Here is an 18046-nt window from a genome sequence, read left to right on the forward strand (position 1 = left end):
ACGCAAGCGTCGCGGGCGCATCGGCGAGGCCGCCTAGACGGCCCCGGCAAAGGTGCGGCGCAGGCCGACCGCGGCCTCCCACTGTGCGCCGATTGCCGTTTCCAGCGCGTCGCGGGACCGCAGGTGCGCGTGGCGTGCGGCGAGCACATCGCTCATGTCGGCCTGGCCAGCGTCATACAGTCTGGCCGCATTGCGGGCGGCGACCTTGCCGGCCGCCTCGGCGCGCTGCCACTCCTGCATCGAGCGATCCGATGCGGACCATCGGGCCAGGCTCGTCTCGACGTCGACGAGCGCCGCCAGCATGGCCTTTTCGTACTCGGCCATCGCTTCCTGCGCGCGCGCATCGTGCACCGCGACGTTGGCGCGAATTCGGCCGCCGTCGAGGATGGGCAGCGTCACCGACACGCCATAGCCGACCGCCACGCGAGGCGCGGCGCCGTCGCCGACCGCGGCCAGTCTTTCCTTCGTTCCGGCCCACTCGATCTGGAGGCGCGGATAGACCTCTTTCCGGGCAGCGCCGGCACGGGCGAGCGCGGCGTCGAGCGCACGCGCCTGACGCTGCACGTCGGGCCTGCGCTCGAGCAGCGTGGCGGGCAACACCGTCGCGGGCGGCGCGGGCAGTGCGGCCGGCACGGCTTGCGCGCCGAGCTCGGGCGCCTGGGGGCTGCCGACGAGCAGCGCGAGCTGATGCAAGCGCACCCGGTGTTCGCCATCGAGCTGGGCAAGCGACGCCTGTTCCTGCGCCAGTTCGGCACGCCAGCGCTCGACATCCAGCGCCGTTACCTGGCCCGCGGCGAATTTGCGCGCCGCCACGACCGCCTGCCTTTGCGCAACCTCGAGCGCCTCGCGCTTGAGCGCGGAGCGCCGCTCCAACGTGCGCAATTCGAAGTAGGCGGTACTGACGTCCGCGGCCAGCGCGATGCGGGCCGCGCGGAGCGCCTCGCGAGCGACATCGCTGTCGGACCGTGCGGCGTCCACCAGCAACGCACCGCGCCCGAACAGATCGACTTCCCACGCGGCACGCAAGCCGACGCCGCTGCGCTCCGCACGCGGATCGACGCTGTTTTCGCGCCCGCGCTGGCCGCGCGCCATCGCATCCAGCCGCGGACGGCGCTCCGCCTCGGCGCTGTCGCCGAGCGCGCGCGCCTGCGCGAGGCGCGCCGCGGCGATCTTCAGGTCGCGGTTGGCATCGAGCGCGCTGTCCACGAGCCGATCGAGCACCGGATCGCCAAAATCCCGCCACCACATGTCGCCGACGGTGCCCTGGTTCCCGGGGGACGTTTCGGCCCATTGCGAGGGCGCCGCAACGGCGGGCGTCGTGGCGACGTGGCTGGGCGGGGCGGTTGCACAGCCGCCGAGGGCGAGTGTCGCGGCAACGGCAAGACAGGTCAGTGCTCGGTACGCGGAAACGGGGCGGGAAACAACGGTCGGCATGGATTTACCTTGAGTCTTGACATGGAGTTCGTGAAACTATACTGTACGTATAGTTAAGTTTCAATCCCAAGGAGATGCACCATGTCGACTTCCGAGCGACGAGCCGGCCGCAGCAGTTCACGCGACCGTCTTCTCGATGCCGCGGCCGAGCTCGTGGCCAGCCAGGGTATTCAGAACCTGACCATTGAAGCCGTGGCCGCTGCCGCGAAGGTCACGAAAGCGGGCCTTGTCTACCATTTCAAAACGCGCGACGACTTGCTGGCTGCGCTGATCGAGCGGGTGGTCGGCGAACTGGACATGCTGGACCTGCGGGCGCAGGAGGCACGTGACGCGCGTGAGGCGGACGCTTCCGCGAAGCCGTTGAAGTCGTCGATGGCCGAGCTGTCGAAGCTGACCTTCGACATGCCGGAAGACCGCCGCCTGCTGCTGGCCAACCTGCTGGCCGCCACGTCGTTGTATCCGCATCTGGCCGGTCCCGTGCGGGATTTCTTCTCGCGCAGCTATGCACGGGTTGCGCAAAGCGGCCCCGATGCGGGGCAGGTGCTCGCGCTGGTCGTCGCCCTCGACGGCATCGCCCTGCTCGAAGTGCTCAACCTGCACCGGTTCACGCCCGAGCAGCGCCAAGTGTTGCGCGACACGCTGGAAAGCGCGATTCGCAAGCTTCCCTGAGCTCCCTCATTCATTTCGAAGGCTTTACGATGCATCCCCGTTTCATGCCTCAAGCGGGCAGGCTGGTACTCTGCGCGCTCGTCTCGGCAACGCTGCTGTCGGCATGTCAGCCATCCGCCGCGCCGGTTGCCGACGTACCGCGGCCCGTCAAGGTCGAAGTGGCCGGCGGTGCCGGTCAGGCACATGCCGACACCTTCGTCGCGACGCTTCGCGCGCGCCAGCGCACCGACCTCGGTTTCGAGTCGTCGGGCCGTGTCGTCGCGATGCTGGTCGACGTGGGCGATCGCGTCCGGGCCGGGCAGGTGCTCGCGCGACTGGACGAGTCGCCGGCACGCTGGCGGCTCGACAAGGCGACGGCCGATCGTGCCGCCGCCGCCGCGACCCTGGCCGAGCGTCGCACCCACCTGCGTCAGCAGGAGGAACTCGCCCGCGACGGAATCATTTCCGCGCCCGCTTTGCAGGCCGCACAGGCGTCGCATCAGCAGGCCGCGAGCCAGCTGGGTGTCGCGGAGGCCGCGGTGGCGAGCGCCCGGCGCGATCTCGTGTTCACGCGCATCACGGCGCCGTTCGACGGCGAAATCGTCGCACGTCAGGTCCAGCCGTTCGTGGATGTCGCCGCAGGCCAGCGCGTGCTGCAGATGGAGGCCGGCCGCGCGCTGGAAGCCGTCGTGATGCTGCCGGACACGATCGCCGCGACGCTTGCACCCGGCGCCGAAGCCCACGCGGTCAGCGGCACGGATCGCGTGACGCTGACCATGGAACGGCTGTCCGGCCGGAGCGACAACGGCTCGCTGGTGCAAGCCATCTTCCGGGTCCAGGGCACCCCTTCCGGGCTGCGCAGTGGCGGCGTGCTGTCCGTCGCGCTGCCGCGCGGCGACGCGCATGACATCACGCTGCCGGCGGCCGCCGTCATGGCCGGCACGGAAGCCGGCCGGGGCAGCGTCTTCGTCATCGACGGCGCCAGCCAGACGCTGAAGCGGCGCGCGATCCGCACGGGCGGGCAGCTGCTGCCGGGCGGGCGCGTCGCCGTGACGCAAGGCCTGCGCGCGGGCGAGCAGGTCGTGGTCGCGGGGACTTCCGTCCTGAACGAAGGCCAGTCCGTCGTCACGTATCGGGCGCAGACCCTTCTGCAGGGAGCGCGCTCGTGAAGCTGACCCAGGCCGCACTCAATTCCAGCCGGCTCACCTTTTTCGTCGCGCTGCTGATTCTCGTGACCGGCGCGTTCACCTTCCTGACGTTCCCGTCCCAGGAAGAACCTTCCACGACCGTTCGCGATGCGCTGGTGTTCGTCGCGAACCCCGGCATGCCGGCCGAGCGGATGGAGCAGCTCGTCGCCCGGCCGCTGGAAGAGCGCCTGCGCCAATTGAACGAACTGAAGCACGTCACGAGCACCGTGCGTGACGGCAGCGTGATCCTCCAGGTTTCGTTGCGTGAAGACGTGCATGCACTGATGCCGGTGTTGCAGCGCATGCGCGCCAAGGTCGACGAAGCGGTGCCGCTGTTTCCGGCCGGCACGCTGCCTCCGCAAATCGACGACGACTTCGGTCGCGTGGCGATCGCGTCCATCGCGGTGACCGCGCCGGGTTTTTCGATGAGCGAGATGCGCGAACCGCTGAAGCTGCTGCGCGAAGGGCTGTACCGCGTGCCCGGCGTGCAGGGCGTCAGCTTTCATGGGCTGCAGGAGGAGCGCGTCTATCTCGAATTCGACCGCGCCAGAATGGCGGGGCTGCATTTGTCCACCGCGTCGGTCATGCAACAGCTGCAGAAGCAGAACGTCGTGCAGTCCGGCGGCCGGCTCGTGGTGTCGGGCCTGAACAGCGCGGTCGTCAGCTCCGGCGAAATCCGCTCGCTGCAGGCGCTGCAGGATTTCACGCTCACCGTGCCGCCGGCCGGCGCGCGCGCGGAAGCCGCGCCGGGCACCGTGCGCCTGGGCGACATTGCCCAGGTGCAGGTCCGGCCCGTCGACCCGCCCGAGTCCGCGGCGATCTTCCGCGGCGAAGACGCGGTCGTCCTCGGCATCTCGATGCGCAAAGGCCAGAACGTCAAGGCGGTCGGCCAGGCGCTGCGCGCGCGGCTGGACGAATTGAAGCAGCAGTTGCCCGCCGGTTTTTCGCTCGACTACGTGACCTTCCAGGCGGACGTGGTCGAGCGGGAAATGGGCCGTATGAACCAGGTGATGATCGAGACGATCGTGATCGTGATGATCGTCGTCGTGCTGTTCCTCGGCTGGCGCGCCGGCGTCGTGGTGGGCGGCATCGTGCCGCTGACCATCCTGGCCACGCTGCTCGTGATGCGCTCGCTGGGCATCGAACTGCACATCGTGTCGATGGCCGCGATCATCATCGCGCTGGGCTTGCTGGTCGACAACGGCATCGTGATCGCGGAGGACGTCGAACGCCGCCTCGCCGCGGGCGAGGAACGCCGTCACGCGTGCATCGAAGCAGGCCGTACGCTCGCGATCCCGCTGCTGACGTCATCGCTGGTCATCATCTTCGCGTTCTCGCCGTTCTTCTTCGGCGAGACCGCCACCAACGAATACCTGCGCCCGCTCGTGGTCGTGCTCACGCTGTCGCTGCTCGGGTCGTGGCTGCTTTGTCTGACGGTGACGCCGCTGCTCTGCTATTTCTTCCTGAAATCCGGCCATCACGGCGGAGGCGATGCGCACGAGCACGATGCCGACGCGACGGTCAAGCAAAGCCGCTTCTACGGTGCCTATGCGCGCCTGATTCGCCGCGTGCTCGACCACAAGGGGCGGTTCCTGGTCGTGATGACTGCGTTGCTGGTCGGCGCGCTCGTGATCCTGGCCACGCGTCCGGCCGGGTTCCTGCCGGCTTCCGACCGGCCGCAGTTCCAGGTCGAACTCGAGCTGCAGCCGGGGAGCGATGCGCGGCTCACGCGCGACGTGGTCCGCGACCTGAGCCGTTGGCTCGACGATCGCAAGCGCAATCCCGAGGTGACGACCAGCATCGGCTATGTCGCCGACGGCGGCCCGCGTGTCGTCCTGGTGCTCAATCCGCCGCTGCCTGCGTCGCATATCGGCTACGTCACGGTCAGCGTCGCGAAGCCGCAGGATCTCGACGCCGTGATCGCACGAACCCAGGCGTGGATGACACAACACCATCCCGAGGTGCGAACCGATGCGAAACGCTTCTCGCGCAGCGCCCACGACGCCGGCACGGTGGCGTATCGCGTGTCCGGTCCCGACGAGGCCGTGCTGCGCGAGATCGGCCGCAAGATTCAGGCAGCGTTGCATACCCAGCCGGGCATCGTGCAGATCCACGACGACTGGGGGCCGCGCGTGCCGCGTGTCGACGTCGAGATCGACCAGAACAAGGCACGGCGCCTGGGCGTCAGCAGCGAGGACATCTCGACGGCGCTGGCCACGCGCTATACCGGCGTCAACGTGTCGGTGTTGCGCGACGGCGATACGCTGGTGCCGCTGGTCGTGCGCGGTGCGCAAGCCGAGCGCACGCGGCCGGAAGATCTCGCCAATACGCTGATCCATCCGGCTGCGGGCGGCGCGCCGGTTCCGCTGTCCGCGGTTGCGACGGTCACGTTGAATACCGAGCCGTCGACGATTCGACGCCGCGACCTGATGCGCACGCTCACCGTGAAGGGCCGCAATACCCACGGCACCGCGCAGCAGGCGGTCGATCAACTCGCGCCGGCCATCGGCCGGATCGCGTTGCCGCCGGGGTACCGGATCGAGCTGGGCGCCGAAATCGAGGAGTCCGCCGAGGCCAACGTGGCGCTCGGCGAGTATCTGCCGCACGCGGTGGTCGCGATGCTGGTGCTGTTCATCTGGCAGTTCGGCTCGTTCCGCAAGCTGCTGCTGATCGTCGGGATCATTCCGTTCGCGATGATCGGCGTCGGGCCCGCACTGATCATCGCCCGCGAACCGTTGGGCTTCATGGCGAACTTCGGCCTGCTGTCGCTGGCCGGGATCATCGTCAACAACGCGGTGCTGCTGCTGGAGCGTATCGAGGTCGAGCTGGCGGCCGGCAAGTCGCGCCGCGAAGCGGTCGTCGCGGCGGCCGTGGCGCGCCTGCGGCCGATCGTGATGACCAAGCTGACCTGCATCGCCGGCCTGATTCCGCTGCTGCTGTTCGCCGGCACGCTGTGGACCGGCATGGCCGTCACCATCATGGGCGGGCTGCTGCTCGGCACGTTGATCACGCTCGGCATGGTGCCGGTGCTGTATGAACTGCTGTTCAGCGACAGGCTGTCCGGCTGGAGCCGGAAGTTCTTCGGTTCCGGCGCTGTCGATGCGCCCGGGAAATGTTGAAACGGATCGCCTGACCCTTTAACGCCCGTCGACGCGGGCGCATTGGAAACCCGGGTGCGACCAACAGCACGAGGTCCTCTCGGTGGCTGGCGGTTGCCGCCCGTTTATGAACGAGGTCGCGAGACCTGCCTCTTTTTTGAATGGAGCTTCACGAATGAACAAGACGTTGATCGCTGCAGCAGTTGCAGTATCGTTCTCCGCCGTCGCACACGCGCAAAGCAGCGTCTCGCTGTACGGCGTGCTGGACGCAGGCCTGACCTATCAAAGCAACGTCCAGACCGCATCAGGCCACGGCAAGTCGCGCTTCTCGATGGGGTCGGGCATTGACCAGAGCCGTTTCGGCCTGCGTGGCTCGGAAGATCTCGGTGGCGGCCTGAAGGCAATCTTCACGTTGGAAAGCGGTTTCAACCTCGGTAACGGCAAGTTCGCGAACGGCAACGGCGGCATGTTCAACCGCCAGGCATTCGTCGGCCTGTCGAGCCAGTACGGCACGGTCACGCTGGGTAAGCAGTACGACGCAACGCAAGACTACCTGGCGCCGCTGACGGCAACGGGCTCGTGGGGCGGCACGTACTTCGCACATCCGCTGAACAATGACCGCCTGAGCACGAACGGCGACGTCGCGCTGAACAACACGATCAAGTACACGAGCGTGAACTATGCCGGCCTGCAATTCGGCGGCACGTACTCGTTCTCGAACAGCACGAACTTTGCGAATAACCGTGCGTACAGCGCCGGCGTGTCGTACCAGTTTGAAGGCCTGAAGCTGGGTGCGGCGTACTCGCAAGCTAACAACGCCGGCCTGTCCACGTCGGGCGCGGTGAACCCGTCGGTCGATTCGATCAATGGCACTGCATACGGAATCCAGGGCCGCAGCCGCACGTATGGCATCGCGGCAACGTATGCATTTGGCCCGGCACTGGTTGGCGCGGCATGGACGCAATCGCGCCTCGACAACCAGACGAACGGCGCCGGTACGCTGCGCGCCGACAACTACGAAGTCAACGCGAAGTACAACCTGACGGCGGCACTCGGCCTGGGCGCAGCCTATACGTATACGAATGCGAAACTGAACGGTAACAGCACGCACTGGAATCAGTTCGGCGTGCAAGCCGACTACTTCCTGTCGAAGCGTACGGACGTCTACGCTCAGATGGTGTACCAGCGTGGTACGAAGGGTGCCGGTTTGGGGGCGTCGATCTACAACGGCGATATCAACGCGTTCCCGAGCTCGAAGGTCAGCCAGACTGCCGCGACGGTCGGCCTGCGTCACCGCTTCTAAGCGTCACGCGGGTCGTCCTGCATGAGCTGAGTAAACGTACACGATGTGCGTTTTGACGGACGCCACGAGCAACCTCGACGAACTTCGACACCGATGGCCCGGGCTTCGGCTCGAGTATGGCATCGACAAGTCCCGCATCGCAGCCTCGTGCAACTACCAAGTTGCTGCAAGCTTCCCTGTATGGTCAAATGACCATATCAATTGACCAATTTTGGCGTAGCCCCCTGACTCGGAAGTCGCGTCTCGGGGGCATGAGTTTGCCTGCCAGGCAGGGTGCGATGGAGGCGAAACAAACAGGATGGTGGCCGTCCCCGCGTCAGCGGTCTGCCGACGACGTGATCCACGGCGTCGCTGACTGGCGGTCGACCACGCAGCCCTATCGTTGCGACGAGGGATGAGTCTCGCGGGTTCGAGGCGTCCCGGCATATTCACGCGCGTGATGAGGAGATTGGCGTCGCGCAGTTATTCAAACGGGACAGAGGAGATTGGGTATGGAAAGGATCTGGCTTGATGCCTATCCGCCGGGCGTTCCGGCAGAGATTGATTCCAGCGCGTATCGAAACATCAGTGCATTGATCGAGCAAAGCTTCAGCAGGTTTCACGCGAAGCCGGCATTTGCGTGCGATGGAAAGCAGATCACCTATGGTGAACTCGACAGCATGTCCGCAGCACTGGCCGCGTGGCTGCAGTCACGCGGCCTCGAGCGGGGTGCGCGGGTTGCCATCATGATGCCGAATGTGCTGCAGTACCCGATCTCGATTTGTGCAGTCCTGCGCGCCGGCTACGTCGTCGTCAACGTCAACCCGCTCTATACGCCCCGCGAGCTGCAACACCAGCTGAATGACAGCGGCGCGGAGGCGATCGTCATTATCGACGGCTGCACGGCAACGCTGGAGGCAGTCCTTGCGCACACGCAGGTGAAGCATGTTCTGGTGGCCGCGCAGGGCAACGTTTCTGGCGCGGAACCGAAGTCGAGCTCGTATGCGGCATTTGACGATGCGATCGAGGAGGGACGTCGGGGCACATTCGTACCGGCTTCCCAGTCGCCGGACGATGTCGCTTTTCTCCAATATACGGGCGGGACAACCGGGGTGTCGAAAGGCGCGACGCTGTTGCATCGGAACATCGTCGCGAATGTATTGCAGTCGGACCTCTGGCTCAAACCGGCTCGCGATTTGCGCCCTGACGTGACGCAGCTCGTCACGGTGGCGGCACTTCCGCTCTATCACATCTTTGCGCTCAATGTTTGCTGCCTGTTGACGATGCACATGGGTGCGCTTTCCATCCTGGTGCCGAATCCGCGGGACATCGGGGGGATGATCGAGTCGCTCGCCGGATACAAGATCACGAATTTTCCGGGTGTCAACACGCTCTTCAACGCGATGCTCCATCATCCTGAATTCTCGCGCCTCGATTTCTCCAATCTGCTGCTGGCCAGCGGTGGCGGGATGGCCACGCAAGAAGCCGTCGCCAGGCGCTGGAAGGAGATGACCGGCGCGGCGATCATCGACGGATACGGGCTGTCCGAGACATCTCCCTGCGTCGCGATCAATCCCGTGACCGGGAGTGAGTTCAACGGCACCATCGGCCTGCCGTTGCCCTCCACGGAAGTGTCGATCCGGGACGACGACGGCAACGAATTGCCGCCCGGCGTAGCCGGAGAGCTGTGCATTCGTGGTCCGCAGGTGATGGCGGGTTACTGGCAGCGGCCGGACGAGACCGCGAAGGTGATGACCGCGGACGGCTTCTTCAGGTCGGGTGACATTGCGTCGATCTCCGAAGCGGGCTTCGTGCGAATCGTCGATCGCAAGAAGGACATGATTCTCGTGTCCGGTTTCAACGTCTACCCGAACGAGATCGAAGAAGTCGTCGCCAACCACCCCGGCGTATACGAGGTCGCGGCGATCGGCGTGCCCGACGAGCATTCCGGAGAGGCCGTCAAGCTGTTCGTGGTCAGGAAAGATCCGGCGCTGACGTTCGAAGACCTGATGGCGTTCTGTAAAGGCCAGTTGACGGGTTACAAGCGCCCGAAAAGCATCGAGTTTCGCGACAGCCTGCCAAAGAGCAACGTCGGGAAGATCCTTCGGCGCGAGTTGCGGGCGTCGAACCATTGACGTGATCGACCGAGGTGATGCCGGAAGATTGAGCGGTCGGCATCACCCGTCTCCGAACCGGCACGCGAATGGCATTTCAGAAAAAACCCGGCGCGCGTCGGCGCCTGGTGCGATGGCGCATCAGGCGCGCTTGCGACACAAGGTCCGCTCACGCATCCCCGGATAGGTCTGCAAGGCCCGCAAGAGCGGGGCTGCCGCCCCATTCGCTCTGCGGGTAAAGGCGCGCTCGGTCAGACGACTTCGAACAAGCCGGCCGCACCCATGCCGCCCCCCACGCACATCGCTACGACGACGTAGCGCACGCCGCGTCGTTTGCCCTCGATCAGTGCGTGCCCGACCAGGCGGGCGCCCGTCATCCCGTACGGATGGCCGATCGAAATGCTGCCGCCGTTGACGTTGTATCGGGCCGGATCGATTCCCAGCTTGTCGCGGCAGTACAGCACCTGGCAGGCAAAAGCCTCGTTGAGCTCCCACAGTCCGATGTCGTCGACTGTCAGGCCATGAAGCTTCAGGAGTTTGGGGATCGCGTAGATGGGGCCGATGCCCATCTCCTCGGGCGCATTGCCTACGACGGTCATGCCGCGATAGATGCCCAGGGGCGTTGCGCCGATCTGTTCGGCGGTCTTGCCGTTCATCAGCACGCAGGCGCTTGCACCGTCCGACAGCTGGCTGGCGTTCCCGGCGGTCACCACGCCACCGTCAACCACCGGTGCAAGCGCGGCAAGCGATTCGAGCGTCGTGCCGGGACGATTGCCCTCATCCTGCGAGAGCGTGACTTCCCTCCGCCACGTTTCGCCGGTCGCTTTGTCGACGACCAGCATCTGTGTCGTGATCGGGACGATTTCGTCCGAGAAGCGGCCTTCCTTTTGCGCGGCGGCGGTGCGCAGCTGGGAATCGAGCGCGTACTGATCCTGCACGTCCCGAGCGATCCCGTACTTGCGGGAAACGAACTCGGCGGTCTCGAGCATCGGCATGTAGGCGGCCGGTTGCACGGCCAGCACGTTGGGATCCTGGTCGGCGCGTGTCCACTCGAAGTAGCGCGTCTGTACCGCCGAGATGTTTTCCTGGCCGCCCGCGACCACCACCTGCATTCCGTCGCACATGATCTGTTTGGCGGCCGTGGCGATCGCCATCAGGCCCGATGCGCATTGCCGGTCAAGCGTTTGCGCGCCGACCGAAGCAGGCAGCCCGGCCGCCAGCACACCTTGTCGGGCGACATTGTTGCCGGCGGTTCCCGCGTTGAGCACCGAACCGATGACGGCGTCCTCGATGCGATCCGGTTCGATCCCGGCGCGCAGCACGGCATGCCGGATCGCGTGACCGAGCAGGGTGGGCGAGTGCGTGAGGTTGAATGCGCCACGATAGGCCTTGCCGATCGGCGTGCGCGCGGTGGAAACGATGACGGCATCAATCATATGACATCCTCATGAATTAAACGAAAGCAACGAAATGCAGGCTGCGCGCACGGGTCAGAACCAGTGATCGGGCATCGTCAGGGGCGTGGTTTCCACGGGATCGAGCACCGCCAGCCACGCGGCCACCTTGGGCATTTCCCACCCGAAGAAGTAGTCGCACGCGGCGAGCTTGCCGCGATGGAAGTCGCTCCCGGTGGGGCCGCTCTCGAGCGTGCTGGCCACGATCGCCTGATCGAGCCAAAGCCAGCCGACGACCACATGGCCAAATGCTTCGAGGTAGGCGGCCGCATTTGCCAGCTGGAGCTCCGGGTCGTCGAGCCGGTGCAGCTCGGCGGTGACGAGTCGGATGCGCTCCCACGCGCATTCGAGCGTGTCGGCATGGTCATGGAGCGAGCCGATCGACCGGGCCTTGAATGCCGTCGCGGCGATTTTCCGGTCGAGCGTATTCATCGCGGCGCCGCCGTTTGCACGCGTCTTGCGACCCAGCAGGTCGAGCGCCTGGATACCGAATGTGCCTTCGTGTATCGGGTTGAGCCGATTGTCGCGATAGAACTGCTCGACGTTGTATTCGCGCGTGTAACCGTAGCCGCCATGAACCTGAATGGCGAGATCGTTGGCGACGAGACCCCATTGGGACGACCAGCTCTTGACGACGGGCGTGAGCAGGTCAAGCAGGCCATGCGCGTCTTCGCGGTCGCCGGCGTCTTCTTGCGAATGGATATCGTCGCTCAGTCGAGCCGCATACAGACACAACGCGAGTGCGCCTGACACATAGGCCTTTTGCGCGAGCAGCATGCGCCGGACATCGGCATGCCGAATGATGGGGGCCTGCCCTGAGGCGGGCGACCGGTCACCGCGTGTCCGGCCTTGCAGGCGCGTCTTCGCATAATCCAGCGAGTGAAGGTAGCCGGTATAGCCGATCGCGGCGGCGCCGAGGCCGACCGAGATACGCGCCTCGTTCATCATGTGGAACATGTAGGCCAGGCCTTTGCCGGGCTCGCCGACGATCTCCCCGATCGCGCCCGCTTCGCCTTCCGGGCGGTAGCGGCCCTCGCCGAAGTTCAGCAGGCAATTGACGGTGCCGCGGTACCCCATCTTGTGATTGATGCCGGCGAGTGCGACATCGTTTCGCTCGCCGGGCAGCCCGTCGGCGTTGACCAACTTGCGCGGGACGGTGAAGAGCGATATCCCTTGAACGCCCGGAGGAAGTTGGCCGTTTTCATCGGGAATCTTGGCCAATACCAGGTGGACGATGTTCTCGGCAATCTCGTGATCGCCACCGGAGATCCACATCTTGTTGCCGAACAGGCGGTAGCGGCCGTTCCGGCCTGGAACCGCGCGCGTGCGGATATCGGCAAGACTTGACCCGGCTTGCGGCTCCGACAGGCACATCGTGCCGAAACATCGCCCTTCCGCCATGGCCTTGACGTAGGGCTCGACCCGGTCGCGCTCGCCGTGGGCCATCAGCAAATTGGCGTTGGCGATCGTGAGAAAGGCGTAGCCCGCGGTTCCCGGATTGGCTGCCAGCAAATACGCCATGCCGGCCCGCTCCACGGTGCTGGGCAGGCTCATGCCGTTCCACTCGTTCGGGAACGACGCGCTGATCAGCCCGGCGGCCGCAAATGCACGCAATGCGACCCCCACTTCCGGGTTGATGGTGACGCGTTCTCCGTCGAATGTGGGTTCGTTGCTGTCGTTCTTCTTGTTGTGCGGTTGGAAGAGATCCGTGGCAAGCGATTCGTACACATCCAGCACGGACGTGTAGTCGAAGCGGTCCTGCCCGGCAAATCGTGGCCGACGGGTAAGCGATTCGACCTGCAGCCAGTCGAAAAGAATGAACTCCACGTCGCGACGGGAGAGGGTGAGTTCGCTAGTCATGGAATCGAATGAGTGAGTGTCGGGTGTCTTGGCGCGATTTCGACTGTCTTCAATAAATTTTGGAATGCGAAATTAATAACGCGAAGCGATCGCGCTCGGAAACACTAAAGGACATCACGGGGTGATCGGCATCGGCCACTCCGCCACGACATCGGGGGGATCGGTCATGCCTATCCGGAGGCGGTATGCATGGAGCGATTCGCGTGGCTTACAGTGGGACGGCATGTCCATTTCAATGTTGATCAAATGACCAAGTCATATGGACGATGAAGTTAGCATGGTGTTCAGCGACGGTCGATCGTGGTTAACCCGTCGCTTTCCGAGGCGTGCCGTCATTGAAAGACGTGGGGCGATTCGACATAGTCATGCGGTGTGTGATCAACCCCTGGTTCCGGTCGGAACTCGACCGGAACCAGGGTGAAGGACGCAAGGAAAACAGGGCGCAGGCCGGAATCGAAGTACGTGTCGCATCCGTTCCGGAAAGCGGAGGCGGGCAGGTCAGCTGTCTCCCGCACCCGGACGCGACAGGATCCCGTCACCGTCACGCAAACACGTCGGCAACATATCTGCCATGCTCCCGCTCCATCGTGTCGATCCACGCGCTGGCGCTTTCGTCGTTCGCTCCCGTTGCCTCCTGATAAATGCGGGCAAGCGTGGCGCGTACGGCAGGCGCCATGTTCTTTCCATCGCCGCAGACGAAGACGGTGGCGCCTTGCGCAAACAGTGCGGCGATCTTCTCGCGCTCCAGCCAGACTTTGTCCTGAACGAACCGGGCGCCTTCCTCCGGGCGGTTCGAGTAAGCCGGCATTACTTCGACCACACCGCATCGTGCCCATTCGTCGAGTTCGTCGCGATACAGAAAGTCGACGTCGGGATCATCGATGCCGAAGAAGAGCAACGACTTGCCGACGTTTTCCCCTTGCTGCTTCTGTAGCGCGCGCTCTTGCAGAAAGCCGCGGAATGGGGCGATGCCGGAACCGGCACAGATCAGGATCATCGGAAGACCGGTTTCGGTGGGTGGCCGAAAGTGTGCGTTCGATGGCCTGACTGCAACGGACAGGCTGTCACCTGTGTTGAGCCGCGCAAGATACGACGACGCCACCCCTTCATGGCGACCGTTGCCGGAGAGCGCCGGTGCATCGACCACGGCTACCGTCAGCGTGACATGGTCTGCTTTCCAAAGCGGGGAAGACGAGATCGAATACTGGCGTGCTTTCAGCGCGGGCAGCATATCGAGGAATTTCTCGAGCGGCAGATCGACGGATCCGAAGCGTTCGAGCAGATCCATGACGGTGGTCCGTTTTCCGAGGATTTCGCCTTCGAAATCGTCGGCGCTCAGGCGCTCGAGCTCGACCTTCTCGGGAGGGCAACGCGTGGCGGCAGCCAGGATCGATACTTGTGATCGGGTGGCAGGAACGGCGAGTTCGACATAGCTCGAGAACAGGTCACCACAACTGATGGGCTGGCCGAGCGGAAGGCGCGGATTACTTGACGTGCCTTCAATCACCACCGGCGTGTCCCAGCTCACGCGAAACCGGCGCAAGACGCGATCGACGTTGTTTTTCGAGTTGCGCGGCAAAACGGCCAGGTAATCTCCCGATCGATACGTCATCGCTTCCGGCAGTTTCAATTCGATATGCTTTTTGGAGCGGCTGCCGGCCACGCTGATATCGACCAGTTCCCTGTTGTCGACGATGGACCCATGCGCCATGTCGCCGAAGTTCAGCAATTTTTCACGGGTGTTCTCGGCGAAACTGACTTTCAGTGCGGTATCGCCATGTTGCACGGTCGAGACTTCCTTCCCGGCGCTGATCGCAAATCGGTCCCACATTTCGGTGTACCAATTGTCAAATTCACCGAAGAAGTCGCCACCGGAATCGAGTTCGCCCCTGACGTGCACTCTCGTGGCGCCGGCCTTCTCGAGCGCCTCATCGACTCGCTTGGGAATCGCCTGGTAGGTCCGTGCCCATTGTTTGTTGCCGCACCCGAGTACCGAAAAATGGACACCGTCCAGCGCGCCTTCGCCGAGTGCTTCGACATACGGGACGAATGATCGGGCGTTGTCGGGCGGCTGTCCTTCGTAGGAAGCGGTGACGATCACGATGGCCGGATACCGGTCGAGCTTTCCCGCGAAATCGTCGAGGGGCGCGCACGTGGCGTGAAATCCGTGCCGACTCGCGTCTCCTGCAATGCGTCTTGCAAAGGATTCGGCGGAGCCCGTATTTCCCCCGAAGAGCACGAGCATGGTCGACACGTCTTCGCTGGCAGGGAGCGACTGAACCGGGGCGACGCTCGGGTTTTGCGCGCTCGGGCGGGCGCGAACGGCCGTATCGGGCACTTTGAGCGCACCCCGGGCCCGCGGTTTCACGTTGATCCGGAAACCAGTCGGCTTCAGCGTAAGCGTTTCGGCGACGTCCAGCTCGTAGTCCGGATCGGCGAAAGAGAAATCGAATCGCTGAAGCAGCATGATCAGGACGAGATGCGCTTCCTGCATCGCAAACGGGCGGCCGATACAGGCACGTGCCCCATTGCCGAAGGGCTTCCATGCATTGGGCGGGAGTTGCTCCGCATTCTCCGGGGCAAATCGCTCCGGACGAAACGCCTCGACGTCCTCGCCCCAGACGCTCACATCCCGATGCAACATCGGCGTCAGGATCATGATGATGTCGTCGGGAGAAACGGCATATTTCCCGCCGAACGTGGTGTCGGCGAGCGGCGACACGGCGAATGCCGGCGCGGTCGGCCAGATTCGCAACGTCTCCATGAGGATGTGTTCGATGTAACGCAGTCGTGCGAGATGTTCGATCCGCGGGGTCTCGCTGCCCACCACCTCGTCGACCATGTCCCGTGCTTTTTGCAGGATGTCCGGGTTCTTGAGGAGGAAATAGGTAGCAAAGGACAGGAGCCCGCTGGTCGTTTCATGTCCGGCGATGAGAAAGGTAATCATCTGGAAGACGATGTTCTCGTCATCGAGTTTTTCTCCCGTCACCGGATCGACGCCGTTCAGCATTCGGTCGAGCAGGTCCATCGACGCTTCGCTGTCGTGCGGGTGCTTGCGCCGGTCCTCGATCATCTTGGTCGCGAGCGAGCGCATGACTGCGATGTCCGCGTCGAACTTGCGACTGCGATTGACCATCAGCTTCGACACCAGTTTGGGTCGCAACTCGCGCTTTCCGGCCTCGCTGAGGGTGTTGACCATGGCATCGACAAACGGATGCTGATCTTCACGGTAGAAGCTGTTGAAACGACAATCGAACGCACACAGGGCAATCGTATCGAGCGTCAGTCGCGTCATGTGATCGGACACATCGACCGGCGTCTCCGGGCCGAACCGCTCCCAATGGAGAAACATCTGGTCGGCGATGTCGACCATCTTGTCGAACATCGACCAGATACTGAGCGGGCCGAATGCCTGCATCAGCACGCGATGCGCCTTGGCCCAGTTCGGTTCGTCCCCGAATGCCGTAAATAACCCGTCGCCGATCGCGGGCCTCAGTTCGAGCAGCGACTGGTGCACGCACTTCTGAAATCGGCTTTCATCACACACTTCATTCACGAGTGTTTGGCCGCTGACAACGTAGTAACCTTGGCCGAACACCTCGAACCAGTAGACCGGCCCGTACTTGCGCGCGAGATCCATCATCTTGGCAAGCGGAGACGGCCCGAGGACCTCCATCAGATGACCGATGACGGGTTTCAGGGGCGGCTGGGGGACGAGGGATGAGGATTTCATTTCAATAGCCTTTCAGAGGTATGTCGACGCATCACATCTCAATCTATTGAACGAATGTAAAATAGACAAAACCACGTGTCCAGAGCTTTTTATGCCCCCTGATGTAAGCCCTAATCCCGCCGATCCTCGCTTTCAACGGAGTTACGACGCGCTCGTTCGCGCCGCGACCGAGCTGCTCGACGACGCGCCGCTGAACACGCTCAGCATTGCTCAGCTGGTGCAGCGCGCGGGCGTCGCGCGTCCCACGTTCTATCAGCACTTTCCCGACCTTCAATCGGCCGCCCAGCGGGCAGCGCTGGTGAGGCTCGACAACGCGTTTGCGTTCGTCGAGGAGCAAGGCAAGCTGATCAACCCGCCGAATGCCACGTTCATCCGGTCAATGGAGGTGGAAACCGCGCTGATTCTCGAGCATCTGAATGCGCATCAGTCGTTCTATCTGACCGTATTCAACGACGCGGCGACATCGGCGTTTTTCGATGAACTGGTGACCTTCGTTTCCGGCCGGATTCTTCCGCCTTATGAAGGCGTCCGTACGCAAGCAGAGCAGGATTGCCTGACGGTGCTCGGCGGGGGATTGGTCTGGACGGCGGTGCACTGGCTTCGCCAGGGCGCCATGCGCGAGACGCCGGAGGCCATGGCGAAACGCATGGCCAAGACGGCGGCGACGATCCTTGACGCGTTCGGGCTGACGCTCGGGTTTGCGCAGGCGGATTCGGAGTAGCGAGAGGGGAAGCGCGACGCCGCGGTGGAACATGCGGCGAGTCATCGTCATGGTCGTCGAGCGATCAAGTTGAGGTCGCGGGTTTCATGAAATAGACATGGAACGCCCGCAGCGCGCACGCGATCCACTCGCGCTCGTCCTCCGACACATCGTCGAACGGCACAACGATCTTGTCCTTCGTGTAGTGATCGCCCAGTGCGCCGCGAATGCGGCGGTTGGCGCCCTCGGCGTCGAGCAGGGTACGTTCCATCCGGACTGCCCCTTCTCGTGCGTACAGCGTGAAGCGAAAGCGCAGGCTCGCGACACCGGTCAGGATTCGTTTCAGGTCAAACTGCAGCCGATCCGGAAAGACCGTGAAATAGATGAAGTCCTCGCGGTCCTCCGGCGTACCGTCAGCGTTGATCGCGTGTCCTTCGGGCTGACCATGGCGCATCAGGATGGCGCTCAGTAACGTGTAGTCGTGAATGTCCATTGCGTGGGGTGGTTTCCGTGTCGCCCCGTATCACGGCACGACG

The 18046-nt window shown here is 64.0% G+C and carries 11 protein-coding genes; 6 read left to right on the forward strand and 5 right to left on the reverse strand.

From position 1 onward, the window contains the following. Window positions 1-33: 33 nt before the first annotated feature. Window positions 34-1434, reverse strand: a complete 1401-nt coding sequence (locus CFB34_RS38375; RefSeq protein WP_089443988.1) for a TolC family protein — start codon at window positions 1432-1434, stop codon at window positions 34-36. A gap of 81 nt (window positions 1435-1515) precedes the next feature. Between CFB34_RS38375 and CFB34_RS38380 the strand changes: the two genes are divergently transcribed. The 5 genes from CFB34_RS38380 (at window position 1516) to CFB34_RS38400 (ending at window position 9784) form a co-directional block, all read left to right on the forward strand. Further along, on the forward strand, window positions 1516-2103 hold the full coding sequence (locus tag CFB34_RS38380) for a TetR/AcrR family transcriptional regulator (RefSeq protein WP_089443989.1): 588 nt from the start codon (window positions 1516-1518) through the stop codon (window positions 2101-2103). A gap of 29 nt (window positions 2104-2132) precedes the next feature. Then, entirely contained in the window at window positions 2133-3251 is a 1119-nt protein-coding gene (locus tag CFB34_RS38385; RefSeq protein ID WP_242808790.1) for an efflux RND transporter periplasmic adaptor subunit, read from the forward strand. Further along, the gene (locus CFB34_RS38390) at window positions 3248-6388 is read left to right on the forward strand and encodes an efflux RND transporter permease subunit (protein ID WP_089443990.1); all 3141 of its coding nucleotides are present in this window, start codon (window positions 3248-3250) and stop codon (window positions 6386-6388) included. The genes CFB34_RS38385 and CFB34_RS38390 overlap by 4 nt, the downstream gene beginning before the upstream one ends. 154 nt (window positions 6389-6542) lie before the next feature. Beyond that, window positions 6543-7670, forward strand: coding sequence for a porin (locus CFB34_RS38395; RefSeq protein WP_089443991.1), 1128 nt, complete (start codon window positions 6543-6545; stop codon window positions 7668-7670). Window positions 7671-8161: 491 nt separating this feature from the next. Beyond that, a complete protein-coding gene (locus CFB34_RS38400; protein WP_089443992.1) occupies window positions 8162-9784 on the forward strand; it encodes a long-chain-fatty-acid--CoA ligase in 1623 nt (540 codons plus the stop codon). Window positions 9785-10014: 230 nt separating this feature from the next. Here CFB34_RS38400 and CFB34_RS38405 read toward each other — a convergent pair whose 3' ends face one another. The 3 genes from CFB34_RS38405 to CFB34_RS38415 all read right to left on the reverse strand — a co-directional run bounded on the left by CFB34_RS38405 (window position 10015) and on the right by CFB34_RS38415 (window position 16810). Further along, the gene (locus tag CFB34_RS38405; protein ID WP_089443993.1) at window positions 10015-11199 is read right to left on the reverse strand and encodes an acetyl-CoA C-acyltransferase; all 1185 of its coding nucleotides are present in this window, start codon (window positions 11197-11199) and stop codon (window positions 10015-10017) included. Between the two features lie 54 nt (window positions 11200-11253). Continuing rightward, window positions 11254-13077 (reverse strand): acyl-CoA dehydrogenase, encoded by a 1824-nt coding sequence (locus CFB34_RS38410; protein ID WP_089443994.1) that lies wholly within the window; start codon window positions 13075-13077, stop codon window positions 11254-11256. Between the two features lie 541 nt (window positions 13078-13618). Further along, window positions 13619-16810 carry a cytochrome P450 gene (locus tag CFB34_RS38415; RefSeq protein ID WP_089443995.1) on the reverse strand — a complete coding sequence of 1064 codons (3192 nt, stop codon included), beginning with the start codon at window positions 16808-16810 and terminating at the stop codon, window positions 13619-13621. A 91-nt stretch (window positions 16811-16901) separates the two neighbouring features. On the opposite strand from CFB34_RS38415, the gene CFB34_RS38420 reads away from it, so the two are divergent. Continuing rightward, entirely contained in the window at window positions 16902-17531 is a 630-nt protein-coding gene (locus CFB34_RS38420) for a TetR/AcrR family transcriptional regulator (RefSeq protein WP_089443996.1), read from the forward strand. A gap of 64 nt (window positions 17532-17595) precedes the next feature. Here CFB34_RS38420 and CFB34_RS38425 read toward each other — a convergent pair whose 3' ends face one another. Then, window positions 17596-18003 carry a hypothetical protein gene (locus CFB34_RS38425; RefSeq protein ID WP_089443997.1) on the reverse strand — a complete coding sequence of 136 codons (408 nt, stop codon included), beginning with the start codon at window positions 18001-18003 and terminating at the stop codon, window positions 17596-17598. Between the last annotated feature and the right edge of the window lie 43 nt (window positions 18004-18046).

Origin of the sequence: Burkholderia sp. HI4860 (assembly GCF_002223045.2) — a bacterium.
Taxonomy (GTDB): domain Bacteria; phylum Pseudomonadota; class Gammaproteobacteria; order Burkholderiales; family Burkholderiaceae; genus Burkholderia.